The 18,731-nt window shown below is 61.2% G+C and carries 13 protein-coding genes and 2 rRNA genes (1 of these 15 running past the window's edge); 7 read left to right on the plus strand and 8 right to left on the minus strand.

Going from position 1 to position 18,731, the window contains the following annotated elements; all coding sequences use genetic code 11:
* The first annotated feature begins 48 nt into the window (after positions 1–48).
* The 3 genes from P7C00_RS27350 (at position 49) to P7C00_RS27360 (ending at position 4,768) form a co-directional block, all read left to right on the plus strand.
* On the plus strand, positions 49–1,746 hold the full coding sequence (locus tag P7C00_RS27350) for a molecular chaperone HscC (RefSeq protein ID WP_404937674.1): 1,698 nt from the start codon (positions 49–51) through the stop codon (positions 1,744–1,746).
* A gap of 11 nt (positions 1,747–1,757) precedes the next feature.
* Complete coding sequence (locus tag P7C00_RS27355; protein ID WP_404937675.1) at positions 1,758–3,479, plus strand: J domain-containing protein; 1,722 nt, start codon at positions 1,758–1,760, stop codon at positions 3,477–3,479.
* 116 nt (positions 3,480–3,595) lie between these two features.
* Positions 3,596–4,768 carry a hypothetical protein gene (locus P7C00_RS27360; RefSeq protein ID WP_404937676.1) on the plus strand — a complete coding sequence of 391 codons (1,173 nt, stop codon included), beginning with the start codon at positions 3,596–3,598 and terminating at the stop codon, positions 4,766–4,768.
* A gap of 47 nt (positions 4,769–4,815) precedes the next feature.
* Here P7C00_RS27360 and can read toward each other — a convergent pair whose 3' ends face one another.
* The gene (gene can / locus P7C00_RS27365; RefSeq protein ID WP_346633749.1) at positions 4,816–5,460 is read right to left on the minus strand and encodes a carbonate dehydratase; all 645 of its coding nucleotides are present in this window, start codon (positions 5,458–5,460) and stop codon (positions 4,816–4,818) included.
* A 152-nt stretch (positions 5,461–5,612) separates the two neighbouring features.
* Here can and P7C00_RS27370 point away from each other — a divergent pair, with 152 nt between their 5' ends.
* Positions 5,613–5,945 (plus strand): serine kinase/phosphatase, encoded by a 333-nt coding sequence (locus tag P7C00_RS27370; protein ID WP_404937677.1) that lies wholly within the window; start codon positions 5,613–5,615, stop codon positions 5,943–5,945.
* 139 nt (positions 5,946–6,084) lie between these two features.
* On the opposite strand, the gene rimI is transcribed toward P7C00_RS27370, so the two are convergent.
* Positions 6,085–6,537: a ribosomal protein S18-alanine N-acetyltransferase gene (gene rimI / locus P7C00_RS27375; protein ID WP_047285456.1), complete on the minus strand. Its 453-nt coding sequence runs from the start codon at positions 6,535–6,537 to the stop codon at positions 6,085–6,087.
* Positions 6,534–7,334 (minus strand): energy transducer TonB, encoded by an 801-nt coding sequence (locus P7C00_RS27380; RefSeq protein WP_346633747.1) that lies wholly within the window; start codon positions 7,332–7,334, stop codon positions 6,534–6,536. Before P7C00_RS27380 ends, rimI begins: the two co-directional genes overlap by 4 nt.
* A 179-nt stretch (positions 7,335–7,513) precedes the next feature.
* Here P7C00_RS27380 and mksB point away from each other — a divergent pair, with 179 nt between their 5' ends.
* From mksB to mksF, 3 genes are read left to right on the plus strand one after another with little or no spacing between them, the layout of a single operon-like run.
* A complete protein-coding gene (gene mksB / locus P7C00_RS27385; RefSeq protein ID WP_041120711.1) occupies positions 7,514–8,791 on the plus strand; it encodes an Mks condensin complex protein MksB in 1,278 nt (425 codons plus the stop codon).
* Positions 8,781–9,488: an Mks condensin complex protein MksE gene (gene mksE / locus P7C00_RS27390; protein WP_015637041.1), complete on the plus strand. Its 708-nt coding sequence runs from the start codon at positions 8,781–8,783 to the stop codon at positions 9,486–9,488. Before mksB ends, mksE begins: the two co-directional genes overlap by 11 nt.
* Positions 9,485–12,334: an Mks condensin complex protein MksF gene (gene mksF, locus P7C00_RS27395; protein WP_346633746.1), complete on the plus strand. Its 2,850-nt coding sequence runs from the start codon at positions 9,485–9,487 to the stop codon at positions 12,332–12,334. The genes mksE and mksF overlap by 4 nt, the downstream gene beginning before the upstream one ends.
* A gap of 144 nt (positions 12,335–12,478) precedes the next feature.
* Here mksF and P7C00_RS27400 read toward each other — a convergent pair whose 3' ends face one another.
* The 5 genes from P7C00_RS27400 to P7C00_RS27420 form a co-directional block, all read right to left on the minus strand.
* Entirely contained in the window at positions 12,479–14,782 is a 2,304-nt protein-coding gene (locus P7C00_RS27400; RefSeq protein WP_346633745.1) for an MlaD family protein, read from the minus strand.
* Positions 14,775–15,398 (minus strand): paraquat-inducible protein A, encoded by a 624-nt coding sequence (locus P7C00_RS27405; RefSeq protein ID WP_346633744.1) that lies wholly within the window; start codon positions 15,396–15,398, stop codon positions 14,775–14,777. The genes P7C00_RS27400 and P7C00_RS27405 overlap by 8 nt, the downstream gene beginning before the upstream one ends.
* The gene (locus P7C00_RS27410) at positions 15,385–16,044 is read right to left on the minus strand and encodes a paraquat-inducible protein A (protein WP_123724883.1); all 660 of its coding nucleotides are present in this window, start codon (positions 16,042–16,044) and stop codon (positions 15,385–15,387) included. The genes P7C00_RS27405 and P7C00_RS27410 overlap by 14 nt, the downstream gene beginning before the upstream one ends.
* A gap of 149 nt (positions 16,045–16,193) precedes the next feature.
* A 5S ribosomal RNA gene (gene rrf, locus P7C00_RS27415) occupies positions 16,194–16,309 on the minus strand.
* A gap of 148 nt (positions 16,310–16,457) precedes the next feature.
* A 23S ribosomal RNA gene (locus P7C00_RS27420) occupies positions 16,458–18,731 on the minus strand; it runs 618 nt beyond the window's last position.

An 18,731-nucleotide genomic window follows, 5' to 3' on the forward strand; every position in this document is an offset into this window, starting at 1 on the left:
CACTTATTTGTTTCATCAGTTTTCCGATTGCAAAGGGAGTTCGTCGTCATGATCGTAGGCATCGACCTGGGGACCACCAACAGTCTGGTGGCGGTCTGGCGCGACACCGCCAGCGAGCTGGTGCCCAACGCCCTGGGCCAATTGCTCACCCCCAGCGTGGTGGGCCTCGACGACGAAGGCCGGATCCTGGTGGGGCAAGCCGCCAAGGAGCGCCTGCACACTCACCCGCAGCAGACCACAGCGCTGTTCAAGCGCTACATGGGCAGCGCCACCGAAGTGCGCCTGGGGGATCGGACCTACCGCCCGGAAGAGCTTTCGGCGCTGGTACTCAAAAGCCTCAAGGAAGATGTCGAGCGCGCCTACGGCGAGCCGGTGGAAGAGGCGGTGATCAGCGTGCCGGCCTATTTCAGCGACGCCCAGCGCAAGGCCACGCGGATCGCCGGCGAACTGGCCGGGCTCAAGGTGGAAAAACTGATCAACGAACCCACCGCCGCTGCCCTGGCCTACGGCCTGCACCAGCGCGACAAGGAAACCTCGTTTCTGGTCTTCGACCTCGGCGGCGGCACCTTCGACGTGTCGATCCTGGAACTGTTCGACGGAGTCATGGAGGTCCGTGCCAGCGCCGGCGACAACTTCCTCGGCGGTGAGGACTTCGACAGCCTGCTGCTGGAGCACTTCATCGAACAGCAAGGCCAGGCGGCGGACTTTCCCGAACGTCAGAGCGTGCTCCAGGCCCTGCGCCGGGAAGCCGAGCGGGTGCGGCGCGCCCTGGGCCAGGAACCCAGCGCCGAGTTCAGCTTGCGGGTCGACGGCCGGCAATGGACCCAGACCATTACCCAGGCGCAACTGGCCAATCTCTATACGCCGTTGCTGGAGCGCCTGCGGGCGCCCATCGAACGCGCCCTGCGCGATGCGCGAATCCGTGTCAGCGACCTGGATGAGATCCTCCTGGTGGGCGGCGCCACCCGCATGCCCCTGGTGCGCAAGCTGGCGGCCGGGCTGTTCGGGCGCTTTCCCTCCATCAGCCTCGACCCCGACCAGGTGGTGGCCCAGGGCGCGGCGGTCCAGGCGGCCCTCAAGGCACGGTCCGCGGCCCTGGAAGAAGTGGTGCTGACCGACGTCTGCTCTTACACCCTGGGCATCGAGACCTCGCAGCAGTACGGCAACCAGATCGAGAGCGGGCACTACCTGCCGATCATCGAGCGCAACAGCGTGGTGCCGGTGAGCCGGGTCAAGACCGTACAAACCCTGCACGACAATCAGGAACAGGTGCTGCTGAAGATCTTCCAGGGCGAGAGCCGGCTGGTGCGCGACAACGTCGCCCTGGGCCAGCTGGAGATCAGCGTGCCCAAGCGCCCGGCCGGCGAAGTGTCACTGGACGTGCGCTTCACCTACGACATCAACGGCTTGCTGGAAGCCCAGGTGAGCATTCCCCTGACCGGTGAAAGCCACTCTCTGGTGATCGAGAACAACCCCGGCGTACTGACCCCGGAGGAAATCCAGGAGCGCCTCAAGGCCCTGGCGCAGTTGAAGATTCACCCCCGCGACCAGCAGGCCAACACCCTGCTCAGCGCCCGCCTGGAACGTCTGTATCAGGAGAGCCTTGGGGAATTGCGCGAACAGATCGGCTATTGGGCCGGGCAATTCCAGCAAGTGCTGGAGACCCAGGACGAGCGCAAGATCCGCGAAGTGCGCAGCCAGCTCAACGAACAACTGCAACGCCTGGAAAATGGCCACTGGCACTGAGGAGCAGCGACATGGATTGCTGGGCCCTGCTGGAACTGCCGGACGATGCCGATGAGCGCAGCATCAAGCGCAGCTATGCCCGGCAGTTGAAGATCACCCGCCCGGACGAGGATGCCGAAGGCTTTCAGCGCCTGCGCGAAGCCTATGAGCGCGCCTTGCAGCTGGCCCGCTGGCGGGCCGAGATCGAGGACGAGGTTGCCGAGGCCCAGACCGCCCCCGCGAACACAGCGCCCCCGGACAACCTGCAGCAATGGGCCAGCCTGGTGGAACTGGGGCTGCCGGAACCAGCGCCAGCACCGCTGCTACCTGTCCAGGCACAGCCCTGGGCCGGCCTGACCGAGGGCTACCCGCTGTCCGTCGAGCCGCTGCCGGACTGGGTCCCGCCAGCCCCAGCCGAGCCCGTCCCAACGCTCGCCCCCGCCTCTGCCGCATTACCGCTGCTCAAGGGACTGAGCGTCGAAAACCTGGCAGAGCGCTGGCAACAGGCTCAGCAGCAAGCATGCGAGGAGGACTTCCTACAACGCCTGCTGGTGTCCTGTTGCGCACACCCAGAGCAATACGCAGCGATCCTCGCCTGGACCGCCGAGCACCTGGACTGGCTGACGCCCTGGCAGCGCCCATCGATGGAAGCCTGGCAGGAAGCCTTCCTGGTGAAGACTCTGTTGCAGGAATACCGGCGGACGCTGGAGGAGTTGTTGCAGGCAGGCCAGGAACGGGCCTTCCTCGAACGCCTGACAAACTACTGCGCACAACCCTGGCTGCGGATCTTCGACCATCGCCAGAACTGGCAGCATGAAATGCTGCAGTTGCTCCAGCAGCAATCCTGGCAGGTGCCCTTGTTTGACCGGGTGTGCCAGTTGTTCGGCTGGGACGAAAGCCGCGGCAACACCCCCGAACCGGCGTGGATCTGGCAGTCGCTGATCGAGCGCTGCCGCCAGGAGGCGTTCTATCAGAACCTGGTGGCCAACGCCGGAAAAACCGGCGCGGCGACCCCGCACATCGCCGCTGCGCGCCTGCTGCTGAACCCCTTGCCGCGCCGGCGCCAGGTGGCCCTGGCGCGGGAGTTCGAGGACGAGCACTGGCAAGCCTGCATGGAGTTGTCGAACACCCTGGCCTCACGTTTCCCCGAACTCCTGAAGCGCCTGCCCCGCAGCGACGTGTTTTTCTGGCAAGAACTGATGCCTCGCCCACTGGGTGTGGATAACTGGATCAGGTCGGGGCTGGCCACCTGCCTGGCGCTGTGCCTGTTCTTCATTAACCTGCCGCGACACGACCCGGTAGCGGCGGTGATGCTGGGGCTGCTCTGTGGTGTAGCCCTGACGATGTTCGGGCTGGTCTTGCTTAGCAACTGGGTCCCCGCTATCGCCCACCTGCTGGCCATCGACCTGTGGCTGAGCGACCGCCTGGTGCCCAGGCGCCTGAACCCGCACCAGCACTGGCTGGTGCTGCGCCATGGCGTGCCGCAAGTGCTGATGCTGGGTTTTTTCGGCTTCTGGCTGGGGTTGCTAGGCGTACTGGCCTACCTGGGCTTTACCCTGATCGGCCTGCTGCATGCACGACGCATCGGCCAGCCGGACCCGGAGTTCTGTGCTCGCAGTCCCTGGCTGGGCGCCTTGCACTGGAATCATTTCAGCCCCTGGCAGCCGGTCTACCTGCTGTTCATGGTGGTGCTCATCCGTGCCTGCCAGATCCATGCCCCCGGTTTCCCCTGGACGCGCCTGATCCCGGGCTGAGCCCCGAGCAGCTGGGAGCCGCGGATATTTTTTTGCTCCTGGCTTCTTCTGCGCGCCGGGCTGTTTCAGTATGTCTTGCCCCCTTCGAAGGGGTTCACGCTGAAAAGGATCTGAGCATGTTCAAATTCGCAGGAATCCCCCTGGCCCTGGCGGCCGCAGCCCTGAGCACGATGGCCCAGGCCGATGTCGAGGTCGATCTGGGCAGTCCCCAGCGCGTCACCCAGCTCTTCGCCTACCCCAACAACTGCAATGTCATCTGCTATCGCAACTGGACCCTGGAAGAGACGGTGGCTCACTACCTGACCCAGAGCGTGCAGCGTGACGGCTATAGCGCTGCAAAAGTCAGCGTCAAGACCGCTGACGACAAGGTCCTGGCCTCCATCAGCGGGGTGCCGGAGGGCTACGCCAAGCCCTTGAGCGCCCTGCTGGATGCCGGCGACCTGGCCTACAAGGGCGCCAGCCAGCTCAATGCCGATGGCAAATGGGCCTACAGCTGGTACCTGTTCCTGCCTCTGGGCATGGCCCTGGAAAACCGCAAGAGCGTCGAGCTGCTGCACTTCCCACCGGACTATTCATTGACCCAGGCCCAGGACTATCTGGAGTCGGCCACCACCGACCGCTGGGCCACCCTGCTCACCGTCAACGGCATTGCCGCCGAGCAGACGCCGGCGTACCAGACCATTGTCGACATCGCACCGATCGCTGCGCCATCGAGCGCCGGCAAGGACCTGGAAGGGGTCTACAGCTACTTCAACAGCTACCAGACCACCATGGTCAAGCAGGTCAGCCAGAACGCCAACGGCGCAGCCCTGCCGATGGTGGCCTTCGGCGCACCAGTGCGCAATTGGCTCAAGCAGCAGTACGGGGTCACGGTGAATGTGCTGGGCCTGGCACAGATCAGCCCCAGCGAGGGGGTCAAGGTGCCGGTACTGGGCTCCAACCACCCGAGCTATATCTGGTACGCGGCAGACCCGGCGAACTACGACGATGACCAGGCCAAGGCCGATGCCGCGGGGTTGAAAGTGATGGGCCAGGACCTGAGTGCCGCCTGTTGGCAGGCCGGCATGGGCAGCAAGCCGGGGACGGACCCGAGCACCCTGCTCAGCCGTTGCACCCAGACCTGGCAAGTGACGCAGAAAGTCCAGACCTGCGAGCTGTTCTACACCTCGGTGCGCAAACTGACCGAGCAACAGGCCGCGGCCAAATGCACCAGCACGCCGGTCAAGACTCAACTCAACCAGCTCAAGGCCCCTGCCCCGGCGCCGAGCACCGAGGTGCCGCACATCTGAAGCCTGCCGCTGGCCGCTGCGCTTTCGACGCAGCGGCCAGCCAGCGTTCAGACAGCGCCGAGGGGACGCAGGCGATATTGCGGTGGCAGTTGCTCGAAACCGCTGATGGTCGCGTTCAGACTCTTCCAGCGACCGTCCTTGATCCCGTAGATGCAACCGTGGATCGACAGGCTCTGCCCACGATGCCAGGCGTTCTGCACGATGCTGGTGTGGCCGACGTTGGCCACCTGCTGGATCACGTTCAACTCGCAGAGGCGGTCGACCCGCTCTTCTTCCGTGGCCAATTGCCCCAGCGCCTCACGGTGCTCGTAGTACAGGTCGCGGATGGAACGCAGCCAGCCATCGATCAGGCCAAACTGGCGATCCTGCATCGAGGCACGCACACCGCCACAACCATAATGGCCGGTGACCAGGATGTGCTTGACCTTGAGTACGTCCACGGCGTACTGGATCACCGACAGGCAATTGAGGTCGGTGTGCAGCACCACGTTGGCCACGTTACGGTGCACAAACAGGTCACCCGGCAACATGCCGACGATCTCGTTGGCCGGCACCCGCGCGTCCGAACAGCCGATCCACAGGTATTCCGGAGTCTGCTGGCGAGCCAGCTTGGAGAAGAAGTCCGGATCTTCCTGCTTGATCGCCTCGGCCCAACGCTCGTTGTTATCAATCAGATCTTGTAGTTCGTTCATGCTGTGAAGCCTCAAGAATGATGCGCTGCTTTGACAGACGACCGCCTGTCGGGGTCACGCGTGTTGCTACAGATACCGGCTATTCCTTGCGGGGAATCTTCAGCGGGCTACTGGGGTCCACCCTTCAAGCCCCCAAAGTATGAGGAATCGCCATGACTGAATCACGACGCCCCTACGCCGCTCCCCAGCCCGCCCCCATCGACGATGATCAGGACCGCATGGGCTCCCTGGAGGAGCTGCATTTCGATGACGACGAACCTGCCGCCAGAAGCAGCGCCAGCCTCACCAGCGACGGCTCCAGCGACGATGACCTGAGTCCGGAAACCCTGATCCGTGAGGATGGAGCCCGTTCCGCCCGGGAAGCCGGAGCCGATAAACCGGCGGACTGGGATCTGAGTATTGTCGATGGCGCAGACATTGGTGGCGGCGCTGGTCTGGATGAAGCCGAACTTGCGCGCCGCGACCCGCTGGATGGCAAACCCTGAGCCTGGCGCTGTATTTACTGACGCCCTCTCCCGTAGGAGCCGGCTTGCCGGCGAAGAGGCCCTCAAGCCATGCATCGCCCGGTATGGCGCCTTCGCTGGCAAGCCAGCTCCTACAGTTGCCTGCGTGCTGGTTTAAGGCTCAGTCGACCAGAGTGCAGGCCATCACCAGGGCGTCTTCGCGGCCACCCACTGCCGGGTAATAGTCGCGGCGGCGCCCCACTTCATTGAAGCCATAACGCTCGTACAGCCGATAAGCGGTCTGGTTGCTGGAACGCACTTCCAGGAAGCACTCGCGCGCGTCCTTCTGGTAGGCACGTTTCATCAGTTCTTCAAGGAGTCGCAGACCCAGGCCACGGCCCTGGCTTTCCGGCTTGACGGTGATGTTCAGCAAATGGGCCTCATCGATGATCACCTGAATCACCCCGTGGCCCACTTGCTGGCTGCCTTCGAACATCAGCCAGACTTCGTAGGACTTGAAGGCATCCATGAAAATGCCCCGGGTCCAGGGATGGCTGAACGCCGCATATTCGATTTTCAGGATGGCATCCAGGTCCGCTTCGGTGGCCAGGCGGAAGGTCAACGCGTCACTCATTGGTCATTTTGCTCATCAGTGCTTTTCCAGCGCGTCATCAATCGACGCATGGCTTGCCAGACATCAGCCTTACGCTGTGGCTCTTCCATTAATAGTTCCAGGCCGGGCAAGGCCCAGGCCGAACCCAGGCCTTCGACCTGAAGTTCGCGGTTGTAGGATTCAGCGTTGGCTTCCCCGGCGAAACGTACCGCCGGCAGACCGATCAGCCACAGGCAGACGCAGGGCTCTTCTTCGATTCGCACACCGACAAAGGCCTGGACGAAGTCCCGGGCGGCTTCCGGGCCCTGGTCGAGGTTACCTCGGGTGAGCATCGGCCAGCGCACGGGCTCGGCAAGGATCTGCGGGCTGTCCGGCAGGCCGGCGGCGCGCAACATATCCTTGAGCAGCAGATAGGCCGGATCGCGGCTCTGAAAGGCTTCCCCTGTGGGTAACTCCACCAGCAGCAGGCAACGGCCGGCTCGCAGCAGTTGCAGGGCAAAGCGCGGCGGCGGTACCACCGGCGCCTTGACCACCGGGGCCGGGGCTTCTTCGCCTTCGACCACGGGCTTGCTGGCCGAGCGCGCGGGCGTGGCGGATGGCCGCGGCACTTCGATTTTCGGCCGCTCGCTGGTCCTTGCCGCCGGCGCCGCCGGGGCTTTGGCCTCGACCACAGGGGCAGGCGGCGCCGCAAGCTCCGGTTCCGGCAGGGCCAGCAACTCGGGGCGCGAAGGGGCGGCAAAGGGCAATTCGCTGCGCGGCAGCCAACTGACCACCTGCATGGCGGACAGATAAGCGCGACGACGGGACTCGATAAGCAAAGGTCGGCCACTTGTGGATAACTGAGGTGGGGGATTCTACCGTCCTTCGCCAAAGATCGCCTGCTGTTGATTGCCCACAAAAGCGACTGTCCATCTCATACCTGGACCTGGGGGTGAATCGTCAGCCCCCTGATGCAGTACAATCGCCGCTTTTCATTGCCAACCAGCCGGCCATTCCGATGATCGAACCCAAGCGCGTCTTGCGCGCCCTCGCCGAACACTGGGCACTTCTGGAGCCGCTGTGCGAGCACTTCGACCAAGGCACCCTGAGTCTTGCCGAACTGCGTTCACAGCTGTCTGCCCAACAACTGGACAGCACGCCCCAGGACATCACCCACCTGCTGGACGTATGGATACGCCTGGACATCCTGGTCCCGGTGGCGAAAAGCCCGAACCGTTTCGAGCTCAATGCGCAGATCCACGACTTCCTCGCCTACCTGCGCCGTGAACACCGCCTGGGCCTGTGCCTGGAGATCGAAGCCTACCTGCGCCACCTGGAGCGCCTGGCCGGTTACATCCAGGACGCCTTCGACGTGCGCGACGGCAACGACCTGGCTCGTCAGTTGCGGCTGCTGGACATGCGCGTGCGCGATGTCCTGAAGAAGCTCGCCAACGACGAACAGGCCCTGGTGGCCGTGGCCGAACGGGCCAAGACCAGCGACCGGCAGATCCCCCTGCGCCAGCGTTACGCCGAGGTGCTGGCCACCTGGGACGAATACGTCGAGCCGATGATCCAGCTGGTGAACGCCGACGGCGCCTTCGAACAGGGCGTGCGCAAGGTGGAGAACGTCCTGCTGCGCATGCTCACCGAGCAACAGCGCCTGGGCCACCTGGTGGACGACGACATGCTGTTGCGCACCCACGCGCGCATCCTGGAAATGCAGACCAGCGCCCAGCTGACCCTGCGCCACGCCCGGGAACTGCTGCTGCCGCTGCGTGAGGAAGCCCGCCGCCACAACGCCGTGACCCGCGGTGCAGCGCTGGCCCTGTCGGCGATCCGGCGCAAGGGCATCGACGCGGTGCCTCAGGCCGCCATGCCGATGTTCACCCGTCCGCAAAGCACCTTTCTCGGCAGCTCCGGCCAGGTGGAAGCCTATGTCTACGCCCTGGCCCGCTTCGAACCCAAGCCGGCGCGTTTCCCCAAGGCCCACAAGACCCACAAGGGCGTGGCCCCCAAGGCGCCGCGCACGGTCCGGGAAATGCTCGAGCGCTGCGAAGACGCTCTGCCGATGCCGGACCTGATGAGCTGGCTGCTGGACCAGGAGCCGGATGGCGCCACCGACGAATTGCTGTACTGGTTCTCCCGCCTGTCCCGGGAAAAACGCTTCAAGCGCGAGCGCCTCGAACGTCGCGATTACCACACCCAGGAGCACCAGGTCAGCCTGCGCTCCTTCGCCCTGCTCTCGGCCCGCGATGACGCCGCCGAGCATTCTGCGAGCAACGCCAATGCATCTTGATCTTTCCGAACTGTCCCAGCTGGCGCCGATCTTTCGCGAGCTGTTCAAGGGTTATCACGTCAGCCGCCGCGACCCGGAGCTGTACGCCCAACTGTCGAACTTCCAGGACCAGTACCGCACCCTGTTCAAGGCCCTGGGCTTCGAGCTGGTGTGCGATACCCGCGGCTTCTACTACTTTGTCCCCGACAACGCCGCCGCCCAGGTGAACAAGACCGCCCAGCGCCTGGCGCTGTTCACCTTCATCCTGGTGGAGCACCTGGCCGACCAGGGTCGCGACCCGATCGCCGTGCTCGATGGTGGCAGCCTGGGCCGTGACGAACTGCCCTCGCTGCTGGAAAAGTACCGCGACCTGTTTATCCAGGCCGAAGTACAGACCCAGGAAGAGCTGGAAGAGAAAATCATGCGCCGCATGACCCAGCTGGGTTTTGCCGCCGAGGAGCCGGGGATCTACCGCTTCCTGCCACCGATGCACCGCTTCCTCGATGTCTGCCTGTCGGTGCAGCAGGACCGTGACCTGGCCGCCAGCCTGCACAGCGTGCTGCCGTTGCCGACCCCGGTGCTGGTGGACAACGACAGCGACGAGAAACTGCTGCAGACCGATGACCCGCTGGACCTGAGCGAATTCGACGAGTCCGAAGAAAGTGAAGAAGACGCGCTGGCCCGGGCCATCGCCGAAGAACAGGAGCTCGACGCATGAGCAAGGAACGCTACGGCATCCGCCGTTTTGCCCTACTGAACACCGCCGGCTACAGCCTTGGCCTGTTCCCCCTGGAAGAGCCGCTGTCGGTCTACGGGGCCAACAACCTGGGCAAGTCGGCGTCGATCAACGCCCTGCAATTCCCGATTCTGGCGCGCATGTCGGACATGAGCTTCGGCAAGTACAGCCTGGAGCAATCCCGGCGCTTCTACTTCGCCTCGGACACCAGTTACATCCTGGTGGAAGTCTCGCTGCCCCACGGCCCTCATGTGATTGGCGTGGTCGGGCGCGGTCCGGGCGGCGGTTTCGGCCACCAGTTCTTCGCCTACGCCGGACAGCTGGACCTGGCGCATTACCAGAAGGACGACACCTGCCTGCGGCAGAAAGAGCTGTTCACCAACCTGGAGCGCCAGGGCCTGAAGGCCTATGAACTCAAGCCGGATGAACTGCGCCGTCTACTGGTGGGCGGCCATACGTCGATCCCCCTGGACCTGACCCTGATCCCGCTGCGCTCCACCAGTGAACAGAGCCTGAAGACCTTCCGTGCGCTGTTCATCAACCTGCTGCACATGCGCGAGATCACAGCGGCCAAGCTCAAGCAGCTGTTCCTCGATGCCTTCGAGCACAGCTTGCGCTCCGGTAGCGTCGACTACATCGCCGCCTGCGACGAAGCCTTCCGCGATGTGCGACGCATGGAGCAAGACTACAACTCCCTGGTGGCCGCGGGCCCTCTGGTAGAAGCCCTGGCCAACGGCGTGAAGCAGCGGGACATTCTGCGGGGCAAACTGCATCGCCTGTCGCCACTGCTGGATTCGCTGCTGGGCACTTGGTCGGACTACGCCGGCGCCCGCAAGGAAGAGCTGACCATCCAGGCCGAGCACTACCGCAACGAGCAGGACGCGCTGCAAAACGACCAACGCAGCAGCACCCAGGAAATGATGCGCCTGGAACGGGAAATCACCGGCACCCAGCGCTGGCTCGGCGAGCTGTCGGTGCTCAAGCACCGCTTCGCCCTGGTGGATGACGTCAAGGTCCTGGAACAGCAACTGCTGGCGGCCAAGGATGCCCACGATGAACTGGCCGGCGCCCTGGCCCAGTCCCGGCAGTTCTCCGCCGAAGACCTGGAAGAGCGCCTACGGGACCTGGAAAAACGCCTGAAGTCGGTCAAGCAACAGCTCGATCACGCCGACAACAACAGCTACGCCCGTCTGCGCGAGGAGTTCTCCCAACAGGACGTGGAACGCCTGATGCGTCTGTTCAACAGCGCGCTGTTCAGCCTGCCCCTAGGCGAGCACGGCATTGCCCTGGACGACAACGGCGAGTGGGTGAAGTCCGTGGAGCTGATCCTCGATGGCTTCAAGGGCGAGCGTTTCGAAGTGCCGGGGCTGTCCATCGACATCTCCCACATCGAGCCGCCAGCCTTGCAGGCCCTGGCTGACCGTGCCGCCCTGCGGGACCAGAAGGAGCGCCTGGAAAAAGAACTCAAGCAGCTCAAGACCCAGGCTGCCGTGGCTGCCGACCGCGCCGCGAGCAAGACCCAGACCGAAGCCCTGTACCAGCAGGTACTGGATGCGCAGAAGGCCCTGGAAGACTTCCGCCGTGCCCAGACCCTGAGCGCCGAGGAAGGCGAGAAGCTGGAGCAGCTGGCACAGATGGAAGCCGCTCAGGACGAACTCAAGCGCTCCAGTGACGCCTTCACCGAACGCGTCCAGCAACTGTCGGCCAAGCTGCAACTGGTGGGCCGGCAGATTGCCGACATGGAAGCCAAGCAGCGCACCCTCGACGACGCCCTGCGCCGCCGTCAGTTGCTGCCGGCGGACCTGCCGTTCGGCACGCCGTTCATGGACCCGGTGGACGACTCCATGGACAACCTGCTGCCACTGCTCAACGACTACCAGGACAGCTGGCAGGGTCTGCAACGGGTCGACGGACAGATCGAGGCGCTGTATGCCCAGGTGCGCCTCAAGGGCGTGGCCAAGTTCGACAGCGAGGATGACGTTGAACGCCGACTGCAGTTGCTGATCAACGCCTATGCGCACCGCACCGACGAAGCCCTGACCCTGGGCAAGGCACGCCGCGCGGCGGTGACTGATATCGCCCGGACCCTGCGCAATATCCGCAGCGACTACGACAGCCTGGAACACCAGCTGGCGCTGTTCAACCGCGAGATCAACAAGCGCCAGGTGTCCAACCTGCAGAGCTTCCGCATCGTCCTGGCGCCGAACAAGGAAGCCCTCAAGCACATCGATCAGATCATCCACAGCGCCGGGCAGTACGAAGAAGGCGAGACCCTGTCGGTGTTCGACCTGAGTCAGAGCGCCGAGCAGGACAACAAGAACGAAGAGGCCAAGGAGTACCTGGCGCGGTTGGTAGCAGCCAACCACAACCAGCTGGGCCTGAAGGACTTGTTCGAACTGGCGTTCGAGATCACCAAGGTCAATGGCCAGCCGGTGATCCACACCGACATCGATGGCGCGGCGTCCAACGGCACCACCATGACCATCAAGGCGCTGACCAACATGTACCTGTTGCTGCACTTGATGGACCGCGACCAGGCCGGGCGCATTCGCCTGCCCTACTACCTCGACGAGGCCGCGGACATCGACGAACGCAACCAGGCGGCGCTGCTGGAAACCAGCCTGCAGCTGGGCTTCGTACCGATCCTGGCCAGTGTGAAGCCGCAGGTGTCGGCCCAGGTAGCCATCGACCTGGAAGGCGGCAGCGGACCGAACGGTATCTACATCGACGAGGCGGACTGGAAGTTCATCCGTCGTCATGATCAGGTCAAAGCGACTCTGAACGTGGAACCCGAAGCCGAGGCAGAAGCGGAACTGGACGAAGTCTGATTTGCTAACGCTGTAACGAAGAAGGCCGCACTCTTTCGAGTGCGGCCTTTTTATTGGATAGCTTTTGTAGGAGCTGGCTTGCCAGCGAAGGCGTCCTCTGCGCTTGAAGACCTTTTCGCCGGCGAGCCGGCTCCTACAAGAGGGTTATTTGCCCAGGGGGATCTTGGGGGCCCAGGTCAGCCATTCATCCTCGAACTTGTCGAACAGCGGGAACGTCTGTTGCGGGCGGGCCGGGTTGCCCATGCGCTCGCCATCCGGGGTAGCGAATGCAATGCCGCCCTGGATCAGAGTTTCCAAGGATTCGGTGCGCACTGTGGCGCCCTTGAACAGACCAAAGTCCACGCCAAATCCACTGCTGTTCCAGAAGCGCGTACCACCGCGAATCAGCGGCGCATACTTGGGCTCGATGAGGATATGGATCAGTACCCGATCGGCGGTCTGTCCCAGTTCGTAGCCCGTAACCTTGCCCACTGTCACTTCGCGATAAGTCACGGGTACACCCACCTTCAACGAGCCGCGGCGAGCAGCGCTCAATACCAGACTCAGACCCGCTTCCTGGACGCTGGCTTCCGGCGGCTGCGGCAAGGCGACAAAGCTGGTTTGCACGCCCAGGTTCTTCGCTGCGGGCTGGACCTCGAGGTATTGCCCGGTGACCAGGGTTTCCAGGTTCGAGGTTTTCATCAGGCCCAGCTCCGGCTTGACCACCCAGAACTGGCTGCCGACTCGGGCAATACGCTCGGGCACTTCGGTGATCCGCGCCTTGAGCATCACTGACTGCATGTCGGCGCTGAGAGTCACCGCTTCCAGCTTGCCTACATCCAGGCCCTTGAAGCGCACTGGAGTACCGGCACGCAAGCCATCGGCACGATCGACCTTGATATTCACCAGGATCCCCCGCTGTGCGGCTTCTTCCTGGTTAGCGAACAGACGGAAGCGCGGGATGCGTTTTTTCAGCGGGACGTTGGGTTGTGGTGTCTCGAAGGAAATGCCACCGGCCATCAGGCTTTGCAACGACTCACTCTTGATCTGGATGCCGCCGGTGAGGCCGCCCGTGAGGGTGATGCCACTGACGTTCCAGAAGCGCGTCGAGCCGTTGACCAGCCCCTCGTACTCTTTCTCGATATGAACACCGATCACCACTTGCTTACGGGTGTGGGAGAACTGGTAGCTCTGTACCGAACCGACCTTGACCTGCTTGTAGAGAATCGGACTGCCCACATCCAGAGAGCCGAGATTGTCGGTAAACAGCACCATATGCAGGCCAGGTGCTCGCAGGTCCAGGGGAGGCGCCTTGGCCCGAGCTTCAAATTCCCGCTGGGGGGCGGCGCCCTTGTCACCGGGGCGGATGGCGATGTAGTTACCTTTCACCAGGGCCTCGAGCCCCGTGATACCCGCCAGGGAGATCGAGGGTTTGACGGTCCAGAACTGAGTGCCCTGGACCAGATAGTCCTCGGCCAGTGGATCGAGGGTCAGTTCGGCGGTGGCGCTGGTGAGATCGGAGTCGACCTTCAGGGCTTTCAGGCTGCCGACCTGGATGCCTTTGTACATCACGGGTGTGCGCCCAGCCTGCAGGCCTTCGAAATCGGTGAGCTTGACCTTGACCCGGATACCGGCCTGGGCGGCATCGAAATCTTCGTAAAGGCGGAACGGCAGGCTCGGGTCGGTAGGCGGACTGTCCCTGCGATTTTCCGGAGTGGCGAACGCGATACCGCCGGCCACTATGCTGGACAGGGACTCACTGCGCACTTTTACCCCGGACAGATTGGCGTCGATGCTGATGCCGCTGGCGTTCCAGAAACGCGTGTGTTTGCGCACCAGATTGGCGTAGGTCGGTTCGATGTAGACCTTGAGCTCCACTGTGTTCTGGTCTTCGGAAAGCAGGAAGCTCTTGATCTGTCCGACCTGGATCTGTTTGTAGAAGACCGGGCTGCCGCGGTTCAACGAACCCAGGCGCTCGGCCTTGATGGTCAGGTGCAGGCCGGGCTTGGCATCCGATAACGGCGGCTCTTCGGCCAGGGCCTTGAACTTGCGCGTGGGTTCTCCTTCTCCGGGATTGACCGCAATGTAATTGCCTGAGACCAAGGTTTCCAGACCGGTGATCCCGGCCAGGCTGACACTGGGCTTGACCAGCCAGAAGCGGGTGTTGGTCTTCAGGTACTGCTCGACATCCTTGTTCATTTCGACCGTGGCGATCACTCCCTTGGAGTTGCCCTCATCGTCCAGAGCCAGAGTCTTGACCTTTCCCACGGGCATGCCTTTGTAGACCACTTCGGTCTTGTTGGCCTGTATCCCTTCACCGCTTTCAAAGCGCAACTGGATCTCGATGCCGGTCTGGCTGTAGGCACGCCAGCCCAGCCAGCCGCCAATGATCAGGGCAATCAGGGGCAGCACCCAGATAGCCGACCAGTTGGAGGCCGGGCGGGTTTTGGCAGTAGGCAAATCACTCATGGTCGTCGTCCGACTCCGTGTTATCCCAGATCAGTCGGGGATCGAAAGTTACTGCGGCCAACATGGTCAGGATCACCACGCTGGCAAAGGCGACCGCACCGAGATTGGCCTCGATACTGGCCAGCCGGCCAAAGTTGACCACCGCCACCAGAATGGCGATGACGAAAATATCCAGCATCGACCAACGACCGATGAACTCGATAAAGCGGTACATGATGATCCGTTGCCGCGCTGACAGTGGCTGGTGACGCTGCACCGAGAACAGCAACAGGGCAATGCCCACCAGCTTGAAGGTGGGCACCAGAATACTGGCGACAAACACCACGGCGGCGATGGGGAACATACCGTGCTGCACCAGCTGGATGACTCCGGACATGATGGTGCTGGGATCGCCCTGCCCCAGTGAGCTGACGGTCATGATCGGCAGGACATTGGCGGGAATGTAGAGAATGGCGGCGGTAAGCAACAAGGCCCAGGTGCGCAGGATGCTATTGGGACGCCGTGGGTGTACCAAAGCTCCGCAACGAGTACAGGTCTGCTCGTCGCTGTCGGCCTCCTGCCGGTTCAATTCATGGCATTCGGTACAAATCAGAATGCCTGCATCAATCGCCCGCATGCACATCTTCTCCAGATAACGCCTGCCAGATCTGGTGCGGCGACATCACCACTTCCAGCCAGACCTGCACCAACAACAAACTGATAAAACACACAAGGCCAAGGCCCACGGTAATGGACGCCATATCCGCCAGCTTGACGATGGCCACCAGCACACCCATCAGATAGACCTCGAGCATGCCCCAATCGCGCAGATGATGATAAATGCGATAGAGCAGCAGGCCGTAACTGCGGCCGATGTCCCAGCGAATGCTCAACAGGACCAGCAGCTGGCAAATCAGCTTGAGCAATGGAATGCCCATGCTGCAGAGGAACACCACCAGCGCTACACCTTCCATGCCGGTATCGAACAGGCCTTGCACGCCGCTCCAGACGGTATCTTCGGAAGACTGTCCCAATAGATTGAGTTGCATGATGGGAAGAAAGTTCGCCGGCACGTAGAGCAACAAGGCGGCAATTACCAGAGCCAGACTGCGCTCAACGACATTGTGTCGATGGGCATACAGCTCATAGCCACAGCGCGGGCATTGGGCTTTCTCACCGTGGGCGAGCTTTGGCTTGCGCATCAGCAAGTCGCACTCATGGCAGGCAACCAGGTCGTCCAGTGGTAGTTCTGACAACCCGGAGGCGTCAACCGGATCTGACATAGAGGGCTCTGGAAGTGAAAAGAGTAGCGGCTATTCTAGTGTTCCAATTTGAAAATAACTGTGCAAATTTGTTTGCGAATAAGAACGATTTTTTCTCAGCGCAAAAACAAAACCCCAATTGCTTTCGCAATTGGGGTTTCGGAATTTAATCTTGACGATGACCTACTCTCACATGGGGAAACCCCACACTACCATCGGCGATGCATCGTTTCACTTCTGAGTTCGGGATGGGATCAGGTGGTTCCAACGCTCTATGGTCGTCAAGAAATTCGGTAGCCAGACCGTCGCTTATGCAACGTGCCAGCAAATGGGTATGTAATAGATTTGTGTGCTTTGTGAGCGGTGCAAACTTTCGGTTTGTTTCGTCTTCACACACCGCAACTCGCTTCTTAAGCAAATTGCTTGGGTGTTATATGGTCAAGCCTCACGGGCAATTAGTATTGGTTAGCTCAACGCCTCACAGCGCTTACACACCCAACCTATCAACGTCGTAGTCTTCGACGGCCCTTTAGGGAACTCAAGGTTCCAGTGAGATCTCATCTTGAGGCAAGTTTCCCGCTTAGATGCTTTCAGCGGTTATCTTTTCCGAACATAGCTACCCGGCAATGCCACTGGCGTGACAACCGGAACACCAGAGGTTCGTCCACTCCGGTCCTCTCGTACTAGGAGCAGCCCCTCTCAAATCTCAAACGTCCACGGCAGATAGGGACCGAACTGTCTCACGACGTTCTAAACCCAGCTCGCGTACCACTTTAAATGGCGAACAGCCATACCCTTGGGACCGGCTTCAGCCCCAGGATGTGATGAGCCGACATCGAGGTGCCAAACACCGCCGTCGATATGAACTCTTGGGCGGTATCAGCCTGTTATCCCCGGAGTACCTTTTATCCGTTGAGCGATGGCCCTTCCATACAGAACCACCGGATCACTAAGACCTACTTTCGTACCTGCTCGACGTGTCTGTCTCGCAGTCAAGCGCGCTTTTGCCTTTATACTCTACGACCGATTTCCGACCGGTCTGAGCGCACCTTCGTACTCCTCCGTTACTCTTTAGGAGGAGACCGCCCCAGTCAAACTACCCACCATACACTGTCCTCGATCCGGATAACGGACCTGAGTTAGAACCTCAAAGTTGCCAGGGTGGTATTTCAAGGATGGCTCCACGCAAACTGGCGTTCACGCTTCAAAGCCTCCCACCTATCCTACACAAGCAAATTCAAAGTCCAGTGCAAAGCTATAGTAAAGGTTCACGGGGTCTTTCCGTCTAGCCGCGGATACACTGCATCTTCACAGCGATTTCAATTTCACTGAGTCTCGGGTGGAGACAGCGCCGCCATCGTTACGCCATTCGTGCAGGTCGGAACTTACCCGACAAGGAATTTCGCTACCTTAGGACCGTTATAGTTACGGCCGCCGTTTACCGGGGCTTCGATCAAGAGCTTCGCGTTAGCTAACCCCATCAATTAACCTTCCGGCACCGGGCAGGCGTCACACCCTATACGTCCACTTTCGTGTTTGCAGAGTGCTGTGTTTTTAATAAACAGTCGCAGCGGCCTGGTATCTTCGACCGGCATGAGCTTACGGAGCAAGTCCTTCACCCTCACCGGCGCACCTTCTCCCGAAGTTACGGTGCCATTTTGCCTAGTTCCTTCACCCGAGTTCTCTCAAGCGCCTTGGTATTCTCTACCCAACCACCTGTGTCGGTTTGGGGTACGGTTCCTAGTTATCTGAAGCTTAGAAGCTTTTCTTGGAAGCATGGCATCAACCACTTCGTCACCTAAAAGGTAACTCGTCATCAGCTCTCGGCCTTAGAATCCCGGATTTACCTAAGATTCCAGCCTACCACCTTAAACTTGGACAACCAACGCCAAGCTGGCCTAGCCTTCTCCGTCCCTCCATCGCAATAACTAGAAGTACAGGAATATTAACCTGTTTTCCATCGACTACGCTTTTCAGCCTCGCCTTAGGGACCGACTAACCCTGCGTCGATTAACGTTGCGCAGGAAACCTTGGTCTTTCGGCGTGGGTGTTTTTCACACCCATTGTCGTTACTCATGTCAGCATTCGCACTTCTGATACCTCCAGCAAGCTTCTCAACTCACCTTCACAGGCTTACAGAACGCTCCTCTACCGCATCACTTACGTGATACCCGTAGCTTCGGTGTATGGTTTGAGCCCCGTTACATCTTCCGCGCAGGCCGACTCGACTAGTGAGCTATTACGCTTTCTTTAAAGGGTGGCTGCTTCTAAGCCAACCTCCTAGCTGTCTAAGCCTTCCCACATCGTTTCCCACTTAACCATAACTTTGGGACCTTAGCTGACGGTCTGGGTTGTTTCCCTTTTCACGACGGACGTTAGCACCCGCCGTGTGTCTCCCATGCTCGGCACTTGTAGGTATTCGGAGTTTGCATCGGTTTGGTAAGTCGGGATGACCCCCTAGCCGAAACAGTGCTCTACCCCCTACAGTGATACATGAGGCGCTACCTAAATAGCTTTCGAGGAGAACCAGCTATCTCCGAGCTTGATTAGCCTTTCACTCCGATCCACAGGTCATCCGCTAACTTTTCAACGGTAGTCGGTTCGGTCCTCCAGTCAGTGTTACCTAACCTTCAACCTGCCCATGGATAGATCGCCCGGTTTCGGGTCTATTCCCAGCGACTAGACGCCCTATTAAGACTCGCTTTCGC

Origin of the sequence: Pseudomonas sp. JDS08PS003 (assembly GCF_045013505.1) — a bacterium.
GTDB classification, from domain to species: Bacteria; Pseudomonadota; Gammaproteobacteria; order Pseudomonadales; family Pseudomonadaceae; genus Aquipseudomonas; species Aquipseudomonas protegens_B.